This is a genomic window from Chlamydia avium 10DC88, from assembly GCF_000583875.1.
GTDB lineage: Bacteria > Chlamydiota > Chlamydiia > Chlamydiales > Chlamydiaceae > Chlamydia > Chlamydia avium.
In genome coordinates, this window is sequence record NZ_CP006571.1 from 578119 (window position 1) to 595729 (window position 17611).

Consider the following 17611-nt stretch of genomic DNA (forward strand, 5'->3'; position numbering starts at 1 on the left):
AGGAGACATCCCATGTCTTTGGATAAGGGAATTAAAGAAGAGATTACAAAAAAATTTCAACTTCACGAAAAAGATACCGGTTCAGCAGATGTACAAATTGCTATACTAACTGAACACATTGCAGAACTCAAAGAGCATTTGAAAAGATCTCCTAAAGACCAAAATTCTCGACTAGCGCTACTTAAACTTGTGGGGCAAAGGAGAAAGCTCTTAGAATATCTTAATTCTACAGATACAGAAAGATATAAAAATCTAATTACTAGATTAAATCTAAGAAAGTAGTTTTGTTTATTCTCCTGATAAATGACCTAAGTAAAGGGAACCTTCATGACATTTGAAACAATTTCTATTAATCTTGAGGAAGGTAAAACATTAGTATTTGAAACAGGGAAAGTTGCTAGACAAGCTAATGGGGCTGTTCTTGCCCGCACACAAGAAACTTGGGTTTTTTCATCTGTTTGCGCTGCTGCTTTAGAAGAAGTCGTGGATTTTTTACCTTTTCGCGTAGACTATCAAGAACGCTTTTCTGCTGTAGGAAAGACTTTGGGAGGATTTATCAAGCGTGAAGGACGACCAACGGAAAAAGAAATTCTAGTTTCTCGACTGATAGATCGTTCTATGCGCCCCTCTTTGCCCAATAGGTTAATGCAAGATGTGCAAATTTTATCCTATGTATGGTCTTATGATGGGGTCAATCCACCAGATCCCCTAGCAATTTGTGGGGTTTCTGCAGCTTTAGCTATTTCTGACATTCCTCAAACAAGCATTGTAGCTGGCGTCCGCATTGGTCGAGTAAATAATACTTGGATTGTTAATCCAACAAAAGCCGAAATGGACATATCTACTATAGACCTTGTTCTATCTGGGACAGAAAATGCTATTTTAATGATTGAAGGTCACTGTGATTTTCTTTCCGAAGAAGAAATTCTTGAAGCTATAGAATATGGCCATAAACACATTGTGACGATCTGTCGTGCATTACAGCAATGGCAAAAACAGATAGGAAAAGAGAAAAACACTCGTCATATCATTCCCTTACCAGAAGAAGTATTGTCTTCCGTAAACACTCTCCTAACAGAAGAACAATTTGCTGAACTCTTAACAATAAAAGAAAAAAAGGCATTTGAGGCAGCATCTCAAAAGTTAGAGGAAATACTTATAGAAAAACTTCAAAAAGATGATGCTATTTATACACCCTTTAATATTAAGGCAGCATATAAAAAAGCAAAATCTAACTACATACGTTCTAGAATATTTAAACAAGGGATTCGTGCTGACGGACGCGGTTTAAAAGAAATTCGTCCTATTACTATAGAAACTGCTTTCCTACCTAGAACACACGGAAGTTGTCTATTTACTCGAGGCGAAACACAAACTGTTGCTGTGTGTACCTTAGGTAGCGAAGCCATGGCACAACGTTATGAAGATTTAAATGGTGAAGGGCAATCTAAATTTTATTTACAATACTTTTTCCCGCCTTTTTCTGTTGGAGAAGTAGGAAGAATAGGTGCTCCAGGAAGAAGAGAAATTGGTCATGGTAAGCTAGCTGAAAAAGCTCTGAGTCATGCTCTTCCTGATTCTATGGAATTCCCCTACACAATTCGTATAGAATCCAATATAACTGAATCCAACGGCTCTTCCTCAATGGCTTCAGTGTGTGGTGGGTGTTTAGCTTTAATGGATGCTGGAGTCCCTATTAAAACACCTATAGCTGGTATAGCTATGGGATTAATCCTAGATCAAGATCGTGCAGTCATTCTCTCTGATATTTCAGGAATAGAAGATCATCTTGGAGATATGGACTTTAAGGTAGCAGGAAACTCCGAAGGAATTACTGCATTTCAAATGGATATTAAAGTAGAGGGAGTTACCTTTGCTATTTTGGCATCAGCTTTAGCTCAAGCTAAAGAAGGGCGTCAAAACATTCTGAACACCATGAAAGAAGCTCTAGCAGCTCCTAAAACAGATTTATCTCAGTACGCCCCCCGAATTGAAACTATGCAAATCAAACTGAGTAAAATTGCTACTGTTATTGGACCAGGGGGAAAACAAATTCGCCAAATTATTGACGAAACTGGAGTACAAATTGACATCAATGATTCGGGAGTTGTCAGCATTTCGGCACCATCCCCATCAGCTATAGAAAAAGCAAAATCAATTATTGAAGGCCTAGTCGGTGAAGTAGAAGTAGGGAAAGTCTATGAAGGCCGTGTGACTTCCGTAGTTCCTTTCGGCGCTTTTGTTGAAATCCTCCCAGGAAAAGAAGGACTATGCCATATTTCTGAGTTTTCTAAGCAACGTATAGAAAATATAAGTGATTTTGTTAAACAAGGAGATATGCTGACTGTAAAACTCCTAAGCATCAATGACAAGGGTCAATACAAACTTAGTCATAAAGCAACTCTCAGCGATTAATTTCAAACCAAATACATCTATAAATAAAGCCATCTCTATCATAGAGATGGCTTTATTATTTAAGCACTTGGCCCAAAATTTGTACTATTCCTATAAACAATAGAAAAAGAAAGATAGGGTTCAGCTTGTAGGGTTATTATTTAGCTTTAAAGTACCATCTTTCATTACTTCTTGAGGAGGCGGAGGAGGTAAATCATCCGATGTTTTTTTGAACATCATACCCTCTTCTTTTAAACGAGCTCGTTTCTTTTCAGGATCCCAAGTATGATCCATAATTTCTTTAACATCTTTAGCATCTAAAGTTTCGAACTCAATAAGCATTTGAGTCATAAGCTCTACTTCATCTCGATGTTCTTTAATTATAGTTAAAGCACGCTGATAAGCAGCATCTAATAAAGCTCTTAATTCTCCGTCTATTGATTTTGCTGTTTCTTCTGAATAATTTTTCTCATGATAAGTCCCATAACCAGTAGACATATCAGAACGTTCATCATAAGCCACAGTACCCAGATGATCACTCATTCCCCACTCACAAATCATACTACGCACAAGCTTCGTTGCTTGAGAAATATCTTGCTGTGCACCGCTAGAAACATCTCCTAAAAAGATTTCTTCAGCAGCACGTCCTCCCATAAGAACAGCTAGTTGATCAAAGAGTTCCTTTTTCCAATAACTCAATTTATTTTTCTCTGGAAGAAAATGAGTAGCTCCTAAGGAAAGTCCTCTAGGAATGATTGTTACTTTATCTACAGGATCCGAATGCTGGACACATAGACTGACAACAGCATGCCCTGATTCGTGATAAGCTGTTGTTCGTCTTTCGTCAGTATTCATCTCTAAACTGCGACGTTCCTTACCATAAAGAACCTTATCACGAGCTTCAGCAACATCTACGGCAGTTACAGCAGTGCGGTCTTTACGTGCAGCAAGAAGAGCTGCTTCATTTAACAAATTCTCTAAATCTGCACCCGAAGCTCCCGGAGTACTGCGAGCTACAGCCATAAGATCTACCGTCGGATCCAGCTTAATTCTCTTCGCATGAACAGATAAAATCTCAAACCTTCCCCTAATATCCGGAAGATTCATGACAACACGACGATCAAAACGTCCGGGGCGAAGTAATGCTTTATCCAAGACGTCAGGACGGTTAGTTGCAGCCATGAGGATCACTCCCTCATTCGTTCCAAATCCATCCATCTCAACAAGTAATTGGTTCAAAGTCTGTTCACGCTCATCATGCCCACCACCAATACCTGCTCCTCGATGCCGACCTACAGCATCAATTTCATCGATAAATATAATACAAGGAGCATTCCTCTTGGCCTGTTCAAACATATCGCGAATACGACTAGCTCCAACACCGACAAACATTTCTACAAAATCAGAACCTGCTATGGAGAAGAAAGGACGATCAGCTTCTCCAGAAACGGCTTTAGCAATTAAAGTTTTTCCTGTACCTGGAGGGCCTATTAATAGTACACCCTTAGGAATTCTTCCCCCTAAACTAGTGAACTTTGTTGGATTTTTAAGAAAGTCTACAATTTCTATTAACTCTTCTTTGGCTTCTTCAATACCAGCAACATCGGCAAAAGTAACTTTATTTTGTCCCTTCATTAATAAGCGTGCTGGTGATTTTCCAAATGACATCGCCGAGCCATTCATGCCGCGCACCTGGCGAGAAAAAACAAAATAAACAAAAGCAAGAACTAATAAAATAGGTAAGAAAGTAAATACATAACCTACATAATGAGGAGAGGGTTCTTCGCTTTTAAAAGTTTTCTCTAACACTAAATTTCTAGGCTGATCAGGAGCCTTAAATGTTAAAGAGCGATTATTAACAAATCCCTCCCATTCTTGCTTAGCTCCAGCAAACCAATGGGCAAAAACATCAGGATCCTGCTTCTCTAAGGCACGAGACGATACTTCCTGATTATTAAAGTACCATACAACCTGATTCAACTCTCCACGAAGCTTATCTAACTGTGCCTGATTGACATGACTATCTTCTATAAGCTTTTCATATTTATTCCGTTCTTCACGGTACATCCGAACCGAACGCAACTGTTCAAACCGCTCTCCTTTATCCGATAAAGCCAATGAAGAAGAAATTCTAAGTAAAGAACTTATTACCCTTTGATATAGGGCACGCAATTGCTCAGCATCCATGGTCTGAGTTAAAGAAGACTCTACTTGCTGATATAGATCCTTTAGTTCACGCTTTAAAGCATCTGAGCCAATGCCTAATGCAGGTGACAAGTATTTTCCTATAAGTTCATATAAATCTGAACCAAAGGTGCGTAAGTTTTCATAAGATGAAGGTAACGTAGAAAAACGTTTTTCTAAAGAACGCAAATTGATAATTTGAAAATTATTCTCCCCATGCACTATAAACGCGGGTGATGAAAACTGCCCTGATTCTATACTGGGAGAAATCAAATACCCCGTTTCAGGAATTGGTGATCCCGAAATAGCAGAAAACCAAGTAATAGAGTTCTCTACTTCTTTTTCAAGATACGTTAAGTTCTTAGTTACTTCATGAAGATCAAAATCTAGTTGATGTCTCTGATTTATAAGTTCTAAATAATGATAACGTATTTGACTATCTTCCGGTGCTGATTCATAAAAGCGCCCACTAAATGAAACTAAGTTATCATTTAAAGCAACCTTACGACTATCTTCAGGATGAATTAACTTTAAATTTACTAAATGCTCTAACTGATGGCTAAAATTTACCCGAGCTTTCTTGGCAACCAAAAAGTTTTGAATAGCAACCACACCAAAAATCACACCAAATAAAAGGAAAAAAAGACCGTAGGAAAATTTTTCTTCGACTCAGGCTTCATTTTTTTATCTTTAGACATAAACTACACAACTAAGCTAATCAATCTGACAAGTAATTATTAAATATATCAAATTTTTATTATTTTGTTTATAAAACCCAGTTATAAATATAAAATATGAAAACTCTGCACATACTGATGTTATCGACACTCACTCACTAAAAGATGCGCAGTCGGTTATTATATACTTTCTACTCTATCATTACTACCCCTGCTTTTACGATTACTCTTTTCTTTTGTAATCGCAATTGCACCGGAAATCCACGAACCAAATGTTCATAAACCGTTTGTAAGGCATGTCTTGAAACAATAATATTCGCTTTCGAAAAGAATTCTTTAAATACCCATTTAGCAAGAAAAACTTGTTCTAACAATTCCTTAGGTACTTCAAGAAACCAACTTGCGTTTTTTTTGCTTATATTTGCAAGAAAAGGTTGTGCTTGATTACGAATATATTGGAAAAGTTCCTCAGAATCCTGGGATAATGCAAGTAATGGCTGCGTGATGTTCTTCCCAAAAACATCTTCTAACCACGGGAATATCTTCTTACGCATACGTGCACGAAGATAACGCTCGTCTGTATTTGTGCTATCCCGAATATAGGAGATGTTTGCATCATCTAAAGTTTTGGATAATACAGACTTAGGAATATGTAGTAGTGGTCGTAAAAGAGGAATACCTCGATAAAATGCCTGTGGAGCCATTCCCTTTAAATTGCTGAGATGCGCGCCCTCAAATAATCGCTTCATCACTGTTTCCGCCTGATCTGTAGCATGATGAGCTAAAAATATCCCTGACAATTTTTTTCTACGCATAGCCTGTAGAAAACAGCATAACGATACTGACGTGCAGAATTTTCCATGTTTCTGGGGCTGCCCTCTACTAGAGGGGCACGATCCATAATAAAAGGAACATTCTCCTGGAAGCATTTCTCCTCCAGTTCTTTGGCTTCAATAAAAGAGGTATCCCTCCAGCCATAGTCAATATGCACAGCAACAAATGTTACTCCCCAAGATTTAAGGAGATAAAGCAGAAATAGCGAATCACTTCCTCCTGATAAAGCTAATAAGTAATTTTTTTTCATATCTAAAGAAGAAAAAAAAACTTCTAATTGCTTATCATTTCTGAGTAGACGATGTAACATAATTCAATAGTCCGTTACAAATTTTTCTTTGAACAACAAATTCAGGTTACCGGCATACCTAGGATATCGCCAATGCTCTTCCTACTTCTGTAACTTTGGAAAACTCTTAATTAGGTATATCATGCCCATTTTATGGAAAGTGTTAATTTTCCGTTATTTAAAAACAGTGGTCTTTTGTACATTAAGCTTAATCTGTATTTCTATTATTAGCTCTCTTCAAGAAATTGTTAGTTACATAGCAAAAGATGTTTCTTATTCTACAGTCTTAAGGTTAACTGCCTACCAAATCCCCTACTTATTGCCTTTTATTCTTCCCGTCTCCTGCTTTATTTCTTCCTTTTCCTTGTTTCGTCGACTATCTGATAACAATCAAATCACTTTTCTCAAAGCTTCAGGTGCCTCTCAGGGAATCATCTCTTTCCCCATCTTGATGATTTCCTGCGCTATTTGCTGTATCAATTTCTATACGTGTTCTGAACTTGCCTCCATCTGTCGATTTCAATCATGCAAAGAAATTGCACATATGGCAATGACTTCTCCAACTCTTTTGTTACAAACTCTACAGAAGAAAGAAAATAATCGTATTTTCATTGCCGTAGATCATTGTGCAAAAAGTAAATTTGATAATGTCATTATCGCTTTAAAGAGAGATGAAGAAATTGCTAACATAGGAATCATTAAAACAATTATTCCCAATGTAGCTAATGACAGTGTAGAAGCTAAAGAAATCGTCATGATTTCTAAACTTCCTGCGAACTTAGTAACCCAAAACTCTACAGATACTAATGAATATTATATTGAAACTCTTGACGAAATGCTTATTCCCAAGATTACCTCTACATTATTCGCTGGGAAATCTTATATGAAAACACGGACGGATTACTTGCCATGGAAACAACTAGTAAAACAATCCTTTAATCGTGCTCATTTACCAGAGACTCTAAGAAGAATTGGCATAGGACTATTATGTATTACCCTAACATATTCTGGTATGGTTTTAGGTACTTATAAACCTCGATTTCGGAAATCTATAACCTTATACTGTATATTTCCTATATTAGATCTGGTCTTATTAATTGTAGGGAAAAACACAAATGCTCTCCTTGCTGCATTTATGCTATTTATTATGCCTCAACTAGTTTCATGGATTGTTTTCGCTGTTCGTGCATATCGAGAAAACCGAGGTTACGCATAAACTTATGTATATCTGGAAACGCTATTTATTAACAAAATTCTGGTTTTCTTTAGGATCACTCATTGTATTATCGTTTATTTTTTATGCCTCTATTCACCATGCCTTACACACTATAAAAGGCAATGCCTCCACTCTTACCTCAGGAGCTTCATTAAAACTTTCTATTTTGTACTATCTCGCTCAAATTTCTCTAAAAGCGGAATTTTTAATTCCGCAACTTGTTGCTGTTGCAACAACAATGACCTTATTTTCCATGCAAAACAAACGAGAAGTACTTTTACTGCAAGCATCTGGATTATCATTAAAATCTCTAACGGCACCTTTAATCCGCTCCAGCTTGTTTATCACTTTGATTCTCTATGGAAATTTTCAGTGGCTTCATCCTATATGTGAAAAAATATCAACAACCAAAGAACATATAGATCGAGGAACTCTAGATAAGGCTCAGGATAAAATTCCTGCTCTTTACCTTAAAGATCAAACAATCCTCTTATACTCTTCTATTGACCATAAAACTCTTACACTTAATAAGGTCTTTTGGATTAAAAATCCTCAGACCATCTACACCATGGAAAAGCTTGCTTTTACAACTCCCTCTTTACCTATTGGTCTAGACGTAATTCGCTTTTCAGGGACAGAATCTGGGGGTATGGAACTTAGTGAATTTTCAGATATGAAAGAATTCCCGGAAATTGAATTCGGATTTTACGATAATCCTTTTTCTAAGATCTTCACGGCTGGGAGAAAAAATCGTCTTTCGGAATCTTTTCGGGCTATTCCTTGGAACGCTACCGGACTCGGTTTATCTACAAATATTCCTCAGCGTATTTTATCTTTATTATCTATATTTTATTATATGTTGATCTCCCCTTTAGCATGCATTTCAGCGATGATTCTTTCTGCGTATCTTTGTTTAAGGTTTAGTCGTATACCTAAAGTAACTCTTGCATACATTGTTCCATTAGGTGCCATCAATACTTTCTTTGTATTTTTGAAAGCAGGTATTGTTCTTTCTAATAGTAGTGTGTTACCTACGTTACCAATTATGTTATTTCCTCTGATCATTCTTACTATGTTCACTAGTCTTGCTTATGCGAAACTTCAGTGATTTCACTTAAGTAATCCGAAAAATCCCATTTTTCTAGATCATAATCAAAGAATTTTTTAATTCTGCCTAAGTTTTGTCTATTCTTTCTCAGGCAATTCACAAATTTACTCAATAGTTCAATGTGGTGTACAAAAACTAGTCGATCTCTAGCTACTAAAGTTGGGGTAAGAATTTTAACTAGAAGTAATTTTAATTTATGTTCATCCCAGAAATTCTCATTAGAGAAGAAAGAAAATCCTGCAATAAATACAGAAGCATAATCCAATCCATCCTTAGACATAACTATAAGATTATTAGGACTAAAAAATTCTATAAGTTTAAAAACTATAAGATAGGATACCACGTGAAGTAATAGAAGCTTATCTTTTCTGAATAGGATTTTTTTCTTAGAAAATAAAGTGTCTCTTAATACATCTAAACTATCATCAAGAAACTGACGTATATTCTCCTGAACTGTTTTAGAAATGGAGAATAGAGATAAAGAATCTGAACTATTGAATTCTTCTTTCAATGTGGAGAAGAAATCAACAAAGGTTTCTTGTTCCCCATGAGTATCTTCTAAACTTTTTAATAGTTCTTCTGGTTCAGGAAATGAAAATATATAGGCTCTAGAAATCCTCTCTACACTTTCTTCTATAACACGACTTCGTGCACGGTCTTTTCTAGACATGCGATTCTGGATATTTAATACTAACGTAGTCTCTTGAAGAGACTCTTTAGCAGCAAGAAAGCTTAAAAACTCTTCATTACAAGTTGCATAGAGTATAGATCCCTGTGTTATTGGACTAGGAGAACGAATAACACGTATAGATTTATCTCCTAATTTTAATGTTCCTTCCCATCCAGGCAGCATACCTAAAATAATAGGATCAAAAACTGTAGAACGTGGTTCCAATAACCTATCGATAGCTTTAAATAAAGGGCCGTTAGGATACTTAGATAAAAAACGATACAGATCGTCATACATTTCTTTAATATACTGACCTGATAATAACGATTTTTTATTTTCTTCTTGAGGTTGTACTTGTATATGGAAATAAAGATAACGAGCAGCCTCTGTAAACATCAGCCTACTTTCAAACAGCCCGCTACTTAATGCGGAAACTAATTGATGTGACTGTTTTTCTATCAATTCTTCTTGAGTTGTATTGCTTAAAGCCTTCCATGCTTGTCTGAGAAAATATAAAAAATCATGAAAATAGCTGATATTATCCTTAGAAGGGTTATTTATTATTATATTCTCTTTATATCTGGAGAAAAATAAAGCCATAACTGCATTATGAGTTTTTTCTATTACTTCTATTTCTAAATTACTCAATGCAGTTTTATAAAAAATTCTAATGGGCATGTCATTGGTAAATACCAATGAAGAAACTATATGATGTATTTCCTCACTATGCCAGAGGGCTGTTTTTGTTAACGGATCGCCCTCATGCGCTGTTTCATGTAACTTCCCTTGCTTACAAATAATTTGGGTTAGTGTGTCTGTATAAAAACGTTTATTTTCCTCATCAGATATGTAAAATAATTCATAAGAACGATCTCTCTTTACCTCTACTAGATTATTTAGAAACCTTTCTTCATTTGTATCTACTTCTGACTCTGCAATCTCTCCATGATTATCTTCATCAACAAGTTTATGACTAAGATTAACCTGAATCTTATTGTATACCTTATTCAATTCAGAATAATCGTGAACCAAACTCTGATAAAGATTACGTTCTCTACTTTCTAGAAATGAAAATACATTCTGAACATTGGAAATAAGAAAATTAGATTCCTGTAAGGCTTTATTAGCCTCACTTTTAGGTAGAGTACCTGCTCTCTTGAGATAACTCTCTATATTTTTAAGGGCTTGTTTCATTTCATAAACATGACTGTTTTCTCTTGAAATATCATTGTTCTGAGGACTAGAAACATAGGTAGGTAAGGAACCGTAAGAAATCTTTTTTAACTTTTCTAAATGCTGTAATGCTGTTTCAAAATTATAATTAGATTTTCTCATGATTACCCGAAAAGAAGCAAAAAACTAAATTAATTATTATTCGATCGTTTTTATAATTTATTATAAAAACAAATTTACTATCAATTAATTTTTAAAACAAAAAATGATTATAAGTTTAAATTAAACAATTTAGAAAAGATAAAAATAATAAATATTTAGAAAGGAGAAAAACTCCTCAAAGGAAAATCTAAAATACTGATTTACAAAGGAACGGAAGAAGAGGGATTCGAACCCCCGGACCCTTTCAGGTCTCCTGTTTTCAAGACAGGTGCATTAAACCGCTCTGCCATTCTTCCCTAAGAAAATTGTTGTAAAAATCTGAGATCGTTTTCACAAAAAAGACGAATATCAGAAATGCCATGTTTTAACATAGCTAATCTTTCAATTCCCATTCCAACAGCGTAGCCAGAATATTTTTCTGGATCTATTCCACTATTGCGTAGGACTTGAGGATGTATCATACCAGCTCCGGCTACTTCTAACCAACCACTATGTTTACATAGGGAGCATCCCCTTCCGTGACACTCACAAGAAATATCTACTTCTATGCCTGGCTCAACGAAAGGAAAATAACTATGTCGTAAACGCAATTCGACTTTCCTTTCAAAAAAAATAGGATAAAACTCTGTAAGCATTGCTGTCAGGTCAGAAAGAGTTACGTGATTATCAAGATAAAATGCTTCTACCTGGTGAAAAATGACATGAGATCGTGCTGAAATATCTTCATTACGAAAACACAAACCGGGAGCCACAATTTTTATGGGTGGAGCTTTCTTCTTGAGTTCACGAACTTGCACATTAGAGGTATGAGTACGTAATAGCGTTGTAGGATCTAGATAAAATGTGTCATGCATTTGCCTAGCGGGGTGATCTTCATCAAAATTGAGTAGGGAAAAATTATTTTTCTCACTTTCAATATGCGGTGCTTCTCGAACAGAAAACCCTAGGTGTACGTAGATATCAACAATATCATCCAAAACTTTTTTAACAATGTGTCTACCTCCTGAGCAAAAAGGCTCTCCTGGTAGAGTTACATCTATTTTATCTTTTAGGAATTCTTTATGTTCTTCAGCAAGAAGAATGCGATGACTTTTATCTTGAATTAACTCTTCAATATAAGCTTTACAATCATTGATAGAGGCTCCTAATTGAGCTTTCCCCTCAATAGGACACTCTCTTAATTTTTCAGCGAATCCTCGAAAAATCCCTTTTTTTCCTAGGTAACGTACCTTTAGGTCAAAAAGATCTTTCGAAGAATGTACTTGATCTAATTCAGTACAAAACTGCTGCTTAGTAGCTGCAAGCTCCTCTTGAATCGTCATGAGATTTCTTTCCTATACAGCCATTTCCAAAGCCTTTTTCGCTTGATTAGCTACTTCTGCAAATCCTTGAGGATTATGAATAGCCATTTCTGAGAGCATTTTTCTGTTTAAACTAACTCTAGCATATTTTAAGCCACAAATTAAACGGCTATAGGATAAACCATGAATTCTTGCGGCCACATTGAGACGCATGATCCAAAGACTACGAAAATCACCTTTCCGATCCTTTCTATGCATATAATTAAAAGCCATGGCTCTCATTACAGAAGACCTACTCTGGCGAAAATGACCTTTTCTATCTCCCCAAAAACCTTTAGCCTGTTTTAATATACGCTTACGACGACGTCTGGAGGCTACCGAACCTGTTGCTCTTACCATAATAAATAATCCTTTACATTAAACAAGCATCATTCGCTTATACGTACCTAACTGCCCTTTATCTACTAGAGGCTGTTTAGATAGGTTGCGTTTTTCTTGCGAAGATTTTTTTGAAAGTTTGTGCCTTTTCCCTGGGCGACATCTCTTTAACTGACCTGAACCGGTTAGCTTAAAACGCGCCGCAACGGATCTATTGCTTTTCATCTTGGGCATGCAATTTTTCCTGCTTTTTTTTAGTTTTTACAGCTCCTGGAGCTACGATACAAATTAGAGAACGACCATTTAATTTAGGCTCTGACTCTACAAATCCCACATCTTCCAGTCCTTGGCTCATCTTCTGTACAACTTTGTGCCCATGTTCGGGATAAGCAAGTTCACGGCCTCGAAACATACAAGTAATCTTGACTTTGTTCCCTTTTTCAATAAAAGCTCGTGCTTGTCTTAACTTAGTAGAAAAGTCGTTATCATCAATATTAGGTTTTAATTTGACTTCTTTGATTCTTACTTGGTGTTGAGCCTTCTTACTGTCTTTTTCTTTTTTGGTTAAATCATAGCGATACTTGCCATAATCCATAATCTTACATACGGGGGGCTCACTATTAGAAGCGACCTCTACAAGGTCCAAATCTGCCTCCCGGGCTAAATCCAAAGCCTCTTTAATACCTAATATGCCTAACTGCTCGCCACTCGAACCTATGAGACGAACCTTAGGTGCTCGTATTTGTCTGTTAATTTTTAAATTTAACGCCACACTCTATCCCGATTACTCGTTAACATGACCTTACAATGATCAGAGGCCGGTATTCATGCTTAGCAAACCTATGGGAGTAACCCCAAATATCGCCTAGACAAGCAAGCATAAGATCTTATGGAATCCTCAAAAGAAAAGCAATTGAAATCCTATTATTTATCTAAGATTTGTTACTGATCTTTGTCCCCGGAATTGATGTTTATCCACAAGTAAATTTTTTATATCCAAGTTAGCATCATTGGTGTTCAACATATCCTAATCATAATTTTTTATTGCGATTAAAACTTTCTTAAATATAGAATTGGTCTCTTTGATGTCTCGCATCTCTAGGCTATGTTAAATTTTAACATTTAGCAAGTTGAGAGGTACTTTAATATAATCAGGAAACCATTTACTTGTTTGGTGTTGTCATGTCTACGTTGACCTCTGATTTTCCAGGGGCTTACGTCAAGCTACCTCGCTCTCTTCCTAGGAGGAAAATGCGTGAAGTTGTGTTGCAGATATTATATGCTTTGAGTATGGATCCTTCGTCAGAGGCGAGTTTAGTCCCTCTTGTAATGTCTGAAACTGCTGTGGCGCAAAGACACGTTCTCCTCGCTTTAAACACTTCTAAAGAAATTCTTGCTAAATCCTTAGAATTAGACGTGTTAATCTCTCAAACTATTAAAACAATTTCATTTAGTAAGCTAACTTTAATGGAAAAAAATGTATTACGTCTAACTCTGTTCGAATATTTTTATAATGATAAACCAATAAGTACTGCTATTTTAATTGCTGAGGCTACAAGACTCATCAAAAAATTTAGCTACGTAGAAGCTTGCGCTCTTATTTATGCGGTGTTAAACGACATTTTCCGTTTATCCTTACCTACCATAGAAAATTCAGAAACTAGACTAATATGTGGTTAGCCTAGGATATCAGTATATCTTAAATACTTCATGGGAATCTTCGACGTGAAAGAATCTACTACTATACAATTCCCCTTCTCTGTTCGTCGCGGTGTTTGGTTAAGCAAGTATTCTACATTCCGTATTGGAGGACCTGCTAATTACTTTAAAGAAATTCAATCTGTTAGTGAGGCTCAAGAAGTTATTCGTTTTCTTTATAGCCATAATTATCCTGTCGTCATTATAGGGAAGGGGTCAAACTGTTTATTTGATGATGAAGGTTTTGATGGTTTCATCTTATTTAATAATATCCAGGGAAAAGAGTTTCTTTCTGAAACTACTGTTAAAGCATATTCGGGTATGTCTTTTTCCTATCTAGGGAAAACGCTTTCTTCCTGTAGATACTCTGGTCTAGAATTTGCCTTAGGTATCCCTGGATCTGTTGGTGGTGCAGTATTTATGAATGCTGGGATTGGAGAACAAGATGTTGCCTCAGTTATTGAAAGTGTTGAGGCTATCGATTCTCAAGGTAATATTATTTCCTATACAGCTGAGCAATTAGATTTTGGTTATCGTACTTCACGATTTCATCATTCCAAAGAATTTATTTTATCTGCGACCTTTAGGATCTTTCGGAATTCTTCAGCCTTACAAACATCAAAACAATTATTACAACACCGTCTACTATCTCAACCATACCAATTGCCTTCCGCAGGCTGTATTTTCCGGAATCCAAAAGGAAATTCTGCAGGGAAATTAATTGATGAAGCAGGTTTTAAAGGCTTTTCTTTCGGGGATGCACAAATATCACCGAAACACGCTAATTTTATTGTGAATACAGGAAGAGCAACTGCTCATGAAGTAAAACAACTTATTCAGATAGTAAAAGATAAACTGCAATCCCAAGGCATCAATTTAGAAGAAGAAATTCGTATTATTCCCTATCGCCTTCCTTGAAGGGAACGGAATACTAATAATCTAGGGGCTTTCTTTCTATTTATAACATAAAAAGTTTCTACCTCCCACTGTTGTGGATCGAGTTCCCTCCCTAATTTTTCTAATGCTAACATTTCCTTTTCTCCTTCTTCATGACCTGGATAACATACTACGGTAATTACCCCCTGATTTGTGACCAAAGTCAAGGCTTTCTGAATACTTGCTATCGTAGTTTTTTCTAAAGTAGTGATACATTTATCACCCCGAGGAAGGTAACCTAAATTATAATGAAATAACTTCGCTCCTACTTCGTTAATGTGCTCATGTGATTGTTTTTTAAATGTTATGATTTTATGTTCTTCTTCTGATAACGATGTTAAACACAAGTGTTTAGCTCTATCTAAGGCTTCCTGTTGCACATCATAAGCAACAATTTTTCCTTTTCCTTTCAGTAAACGTGCTAGAACTACGCAATCTTTACCGTTACCGCAAGTGGCATCGACAACGCAATCTCCAGCAATAAGAACTTCTTGAAAAATTACATGAGAGAGGTGAACAACATTTCCCTGATATTTGCCTATTTCTCTAAACATATACAATGCCTATTGCAAAGATACTCTGTTCTCAATAACATGTTAGTCTTATGAATTGGGGTATTAGCTCAGTTGGTTAGAGCGTCACGTTGACATCGTGAAGGTCAGCTGTTCAAGTCAGCTATATCCCACATCTTTTATAAATTCTGTATAAAAGATTTCCCTACCCTTAGATCTCCAGAGCTTCTCAAACCAAGATTCTCCATAATTATCTATCGATTGATAATACGGTTCATGCAGTCTGGGGACTAAATGACTCTGCATGATGTTTATAGCTTCAATGAGATATATTTTATCATCCGTAACGAGAGTTAGTCCGCCCTTATCCTGTAATACTCTAGCAATATCTTGAACAAATTCCTTTTGAAATAAACGATGTTTTTGATGTCGTGTTTTTGGCCAAGGGTCAGGAAAATTTATGACAACCCGTTGTAAACTAGAATCGCTTACATAGTAGCGAAAAAATGTTTGGGCGGCACCATGAACGATTCTTAAATTATTTACTTGCGAATTTTTCATTTTTGACCAAATTTTTCTAACTCGATCAAATCGCTTTTCAACGGCAATCCAGTTAATATGTGGAGTAGATAGAGCCTGAGAAACTACCCAGTCACCATTTCCTGAACAAAGTTCACAAATAACTGGTTGAGAACTACTGAAAAAACTATCCCACGGCATGAGAAAACGTTCATGATCAAAATAATACTCAGGAACATATAAGATAAAATCTTGAATCCTGGGGCTCCGTTCTTTCCAAAGAAAAGGAAGTTTTAAATCTTGAGGCTTCATTAAAATGGGATGAATGGTGATTTTAAAAGAAATAAGATTTCTACTTCAGAGGATTATAAAACCTCATTCAGTTTTTTATAAGATATTTTTCTTCTAAGATAATTAATGTATATGAGAAACGTTATCCATATCAAAAAAAACGACTTTTAGAATCTTCTAAAAGTCGCAGAAAATCATTCAATAAAAACTTTAGTTTTCTATCCTACCAAAGTAAACTTCCGGAAGTTTGGTATTCTGTGACACGAGTTTCAAAAAAGTTTTTCTCTTTATTGAGATCTATAGTTTCACTCATCCAAGGAAAAGGATTCTTTGCATTATAAATAGGCCTTAGACCTATTCTTTCTAAACGACGATCTGCAATATGGCGAACATAATCAATAAACATTGAAGATTTTAATCCTAAAATACCTCTAGGCAAACAATCTCTAGCATAATCAATTTCCAAATCTACAGCTCTCTCAATCAAATCTACAATTTCATTTTGCAATTCTTGTGTCCAAACTTCGGGATTTTCTTCTTTGATACCATTAATAAGATCAATACCAAAATTCAAATGAATAGTTTCATCTCTTAAAATGTACTGATACTGTTCTCCTATTCCTGTCATTTTGTTCTGACGATGGAAAGAAAGGATCATCACAAAACCGCTATAGAAAAAGATCCCTTCCATAATGATATAATAACCTACTAAGTTCTTAATAAATTTACGTAATCCTTCTAAAGAGTCTGTAGAAAAGTTAGGGTCAACTATATCTTGAGTTAAATACATTTGAAAGTCATCTTTAGCTTTGATGCTGGCGCGTTCATTATATGCATTGAATACCTCGGATGCTTCAAGACCTAAAGATTCACAAATATAAAGAAAGGTATGCGTATGGACTGCTTCTTCAAAAGCTTGTCTTAACAAATATTGACGTGCTTCAGGATTAGTAATATGTTTAAAAATAGCTAAAACAATATTATTGCCTACTAAGCTTTCTGCAGTGCTGAAAAACCCTAAATTTAAAAGGATTACCCGACGTTCGTCTTCAGAAAGATCTGCTGATTTCCACAAAGCAATATCCCGAGCCATAGGAACCTCGGTAGGCAACCAATTATTTGCACATCCATTGAGATAATGTTCCCAAGCCCACTTATACTTAATGGGTACTAACTGATTTACATCAACTTGATTACAATTTACTAGACGCTTACTGTCTAGCTGAACACGTTTTAACTTCCCTTCAAAAACATCTGCTTCCATAACTC

Annotated in this window: 14 protein-coding genes, 2 tRNA genes and 2 pseudogenes; 7 read left to right on the forward strand and 11 right to left on the reverse strand. The window is 35.9% G+C overall.

From position 1 onward, the window contains the following. Positions 1-12: 12 nt before the first annotated feature. Positions 13-282 (forward strand): 30S ribosomal protein S15, encoded by a 270-nt coding sequence (rpsO, locus tag RT28_RS02580; protein WP_020356439.1) that lies wholly within the window; start codon positions 13-15, stop codon positions 280-282. Between the two features lie 45 nt (positions 283-327). Then, positions 328-2415 (forward strand): polyribonucleotide nucleotidyltransferase, encoded by a 2088-nt coding sequence (gene pnp, locus RT28_RS02585; protein WP_020356441.1) that lies wholly within the window; start codon positions 328-330, stop codon positions 2413-2415. Between the two features lie 120 nt (positions 2416-2535). Here the strand turns inward: pnp and ftsH are convergent. After that, positions 2536-5276: pseudogene (gene ftsH, locus RT28_RS02590) on the reverse strand (ATP-dependent zinc metalloprotease FtsH). Positions 5277-5446: 170 nt separating this feature from the next. Then, positions 5447-6399: pseudogene (tilS, locus tag RT28_RS02595) on the reverse strand (tRNA lysidine(34) synthetase TilS). Between the two features lie 121 nt (positions 6400-6520). Here tilS and RT28_RS02600 point away from each other — a divergent pair. Further along, entirely contained in the window at positions 6521-7594 is a 1074-nt protein-coding gene (locus tag RT28_RS02600) for an LptF/LptG family permease (RefSeq protein ID WP_020356447.1), read from the forward strand. A gap of 4 nt (positions 7595-7598) precedes the next feature. Then, positions 7599-8702, forward strand: coding sequence for an LptF/LptG family permease (locus tag RT28_RS02605; RefSeq protein WP_038500714.1), 1104 nt, complete (start codon positions 7599-7601; stop codon positions 8700-8702). Here the strand turns inward: RT28_RS02605 and RT28_RS02610 are convergent. The 6 genes from RT28_RS02610 to infC form a co-directional block, all read right to left on the reverse strand. Further along, on the reverse strand, positions 8674-10707 hold the full coding sequence (locus tag RT28_RS02610; RefSeq protein ID WP_038500717.1) for a hypothetical protein: 2034 nt from the start codon (positions 10705-10707) through the stop codon (positions 8674-8676). The two genes, RT28_RS02605 and RT28_RS02610, sit on opposite strands and share 29 nt — an antisense overlap. Before the next feature lie 211 nt (positions 10708-10918). After that, positions 10919-11003: transfer RNA gene (locus RT28_RS02615), tRNA-Ser, on the reverse strand. Further along, complete coding sequence (pheS, locus tag RT28_RS02620; RefSeq protein WP_038500720.1) at positions 11004-12029, reverse strand: phenylalanine--tRNA ligase subunit alpha; 1026 nt, start codon at positions 12027-12029, stop codon at positions 11004-11006. It abuts the tRNA gene before it with no gap. 12 nt (positions 12030-12041) lie between these two features. Beyond that, the gene (rplT, locus tag RT28_RS02625) at positions 12042-12407 is read right to left on the reverse strand and encodes a 50S ribosomal protein L20 (protein ID WP_020356451.1); all 366 of its coding nucleotides are present in this window, start codon (positions 12405-12407) and stop codon (positions 12042-12044) included. An 18-nt stretch (positions 12408-12425) separates the two neighbouring features. Next, positions 12426-12620: a 50S ribosomal protein L35 gene (gene rpmI / locus RT28_RS02630; RefSeq protein ID WP_020356452.1), complete on the reverse strand. Its 195-nt coding sequence runs from the start codon at positions 12618-12620 to the stop codon at positions 12426-12428. Further along, complete coding sequence (gene infC / locus RT28_RS02635) at positions 12598-13158, reverse strand: translation initiation factor IF-3 (protein WP_020356453.1); 561 nt, start codon at positions 13156-13158, stop codon at positions 12598-12600. Before infC ends, rpmI begins: the two co-directional genes overlap by 23 nt. Before the next feature lie 410 nt (positions 13159-13568). On the opposite strand from infC, the gene nusB reads away from it, so the two are divergent. Together nusB and murB are read left to right on the forward strand one after the other, a co-directional pair. Continuing rightward, positions 13569-14066 carry a transcription antitermination factor NusB gene (gene nusB / locus RT28_RS02640; protein WP_020356454.1) on the forward strand — a complete coding sequence of 166 codons (498 nt, stop codon included), beginning with the start codon at positions 13569-13571 and terminating at the stop codon, positions 14064-14066. Between the two features lie 45 nt (positions 14067-14111). Then, positions 14112-15002, forward strand: coding sequence for a UDP-N-acetylmuramate dehydrogenase (gene murB, locus RT28_RS02645; RefSeq protein WP_020356455.1), 891 nt, complete (start codon positions 14112-14114; stop codon positions 15000-15002). Here murB and mnmM read toward each other — a convergent pair. Further along, a complete protein-coding gene (gene mnmM, locus RT28_RS02650; RefSeq protein ID WP_020356456.1) occupies positions 14987-15574 on the reverse strand; it encodes a tRNA 5-(aminomethyl)-2-thiouridylate-methyltransferase MnmM in 588 nt (195 codons plus the stop codon). The genes murB and mnmM overlap by 16 nt on opposite strands. Before the next feature lie 57 nt (positions 15575-15631). Here mnmM and RT28_RS02655 point away from each other — a divergent pair. Continuing rightward, positions 15632-15705 (forward strand) — tRNA-Val (locus tag RT28_RS02655). Here RT28_RS02655 and RT28_RS04835 read toward each other — a convergent pair. Further along, on the reverse strand, positions 15692-16363 hold the full coding sequence (locus tag RT28_RS04835; RefSeq protein WP_081750422.1) for a tRNA (guanine(46)-N(7))-methyltransferase TrmB: 672 nt from the start codon (positions 16361-16363) through the stop codon (positions 15692-15694). The genes RT28_RS02655 and RT28_RS04835 overlap by 14 nt on opposite strands. A gap of 202 nt (positions 16364-16565) precedes the next feature. Then, positions 16566-17606, reverse strand: a complete 1041-nt coding sequence (locus RT28_RS02660) for a ribonucleotide-diphosphate reductase subunit beta (protein WP_038500725.1) — start codon at positions 17604-17606, stop codon at positions 16566-16568. Between the last annotated feature and the right edge of the window lie 5 nt (positions 17607-17611).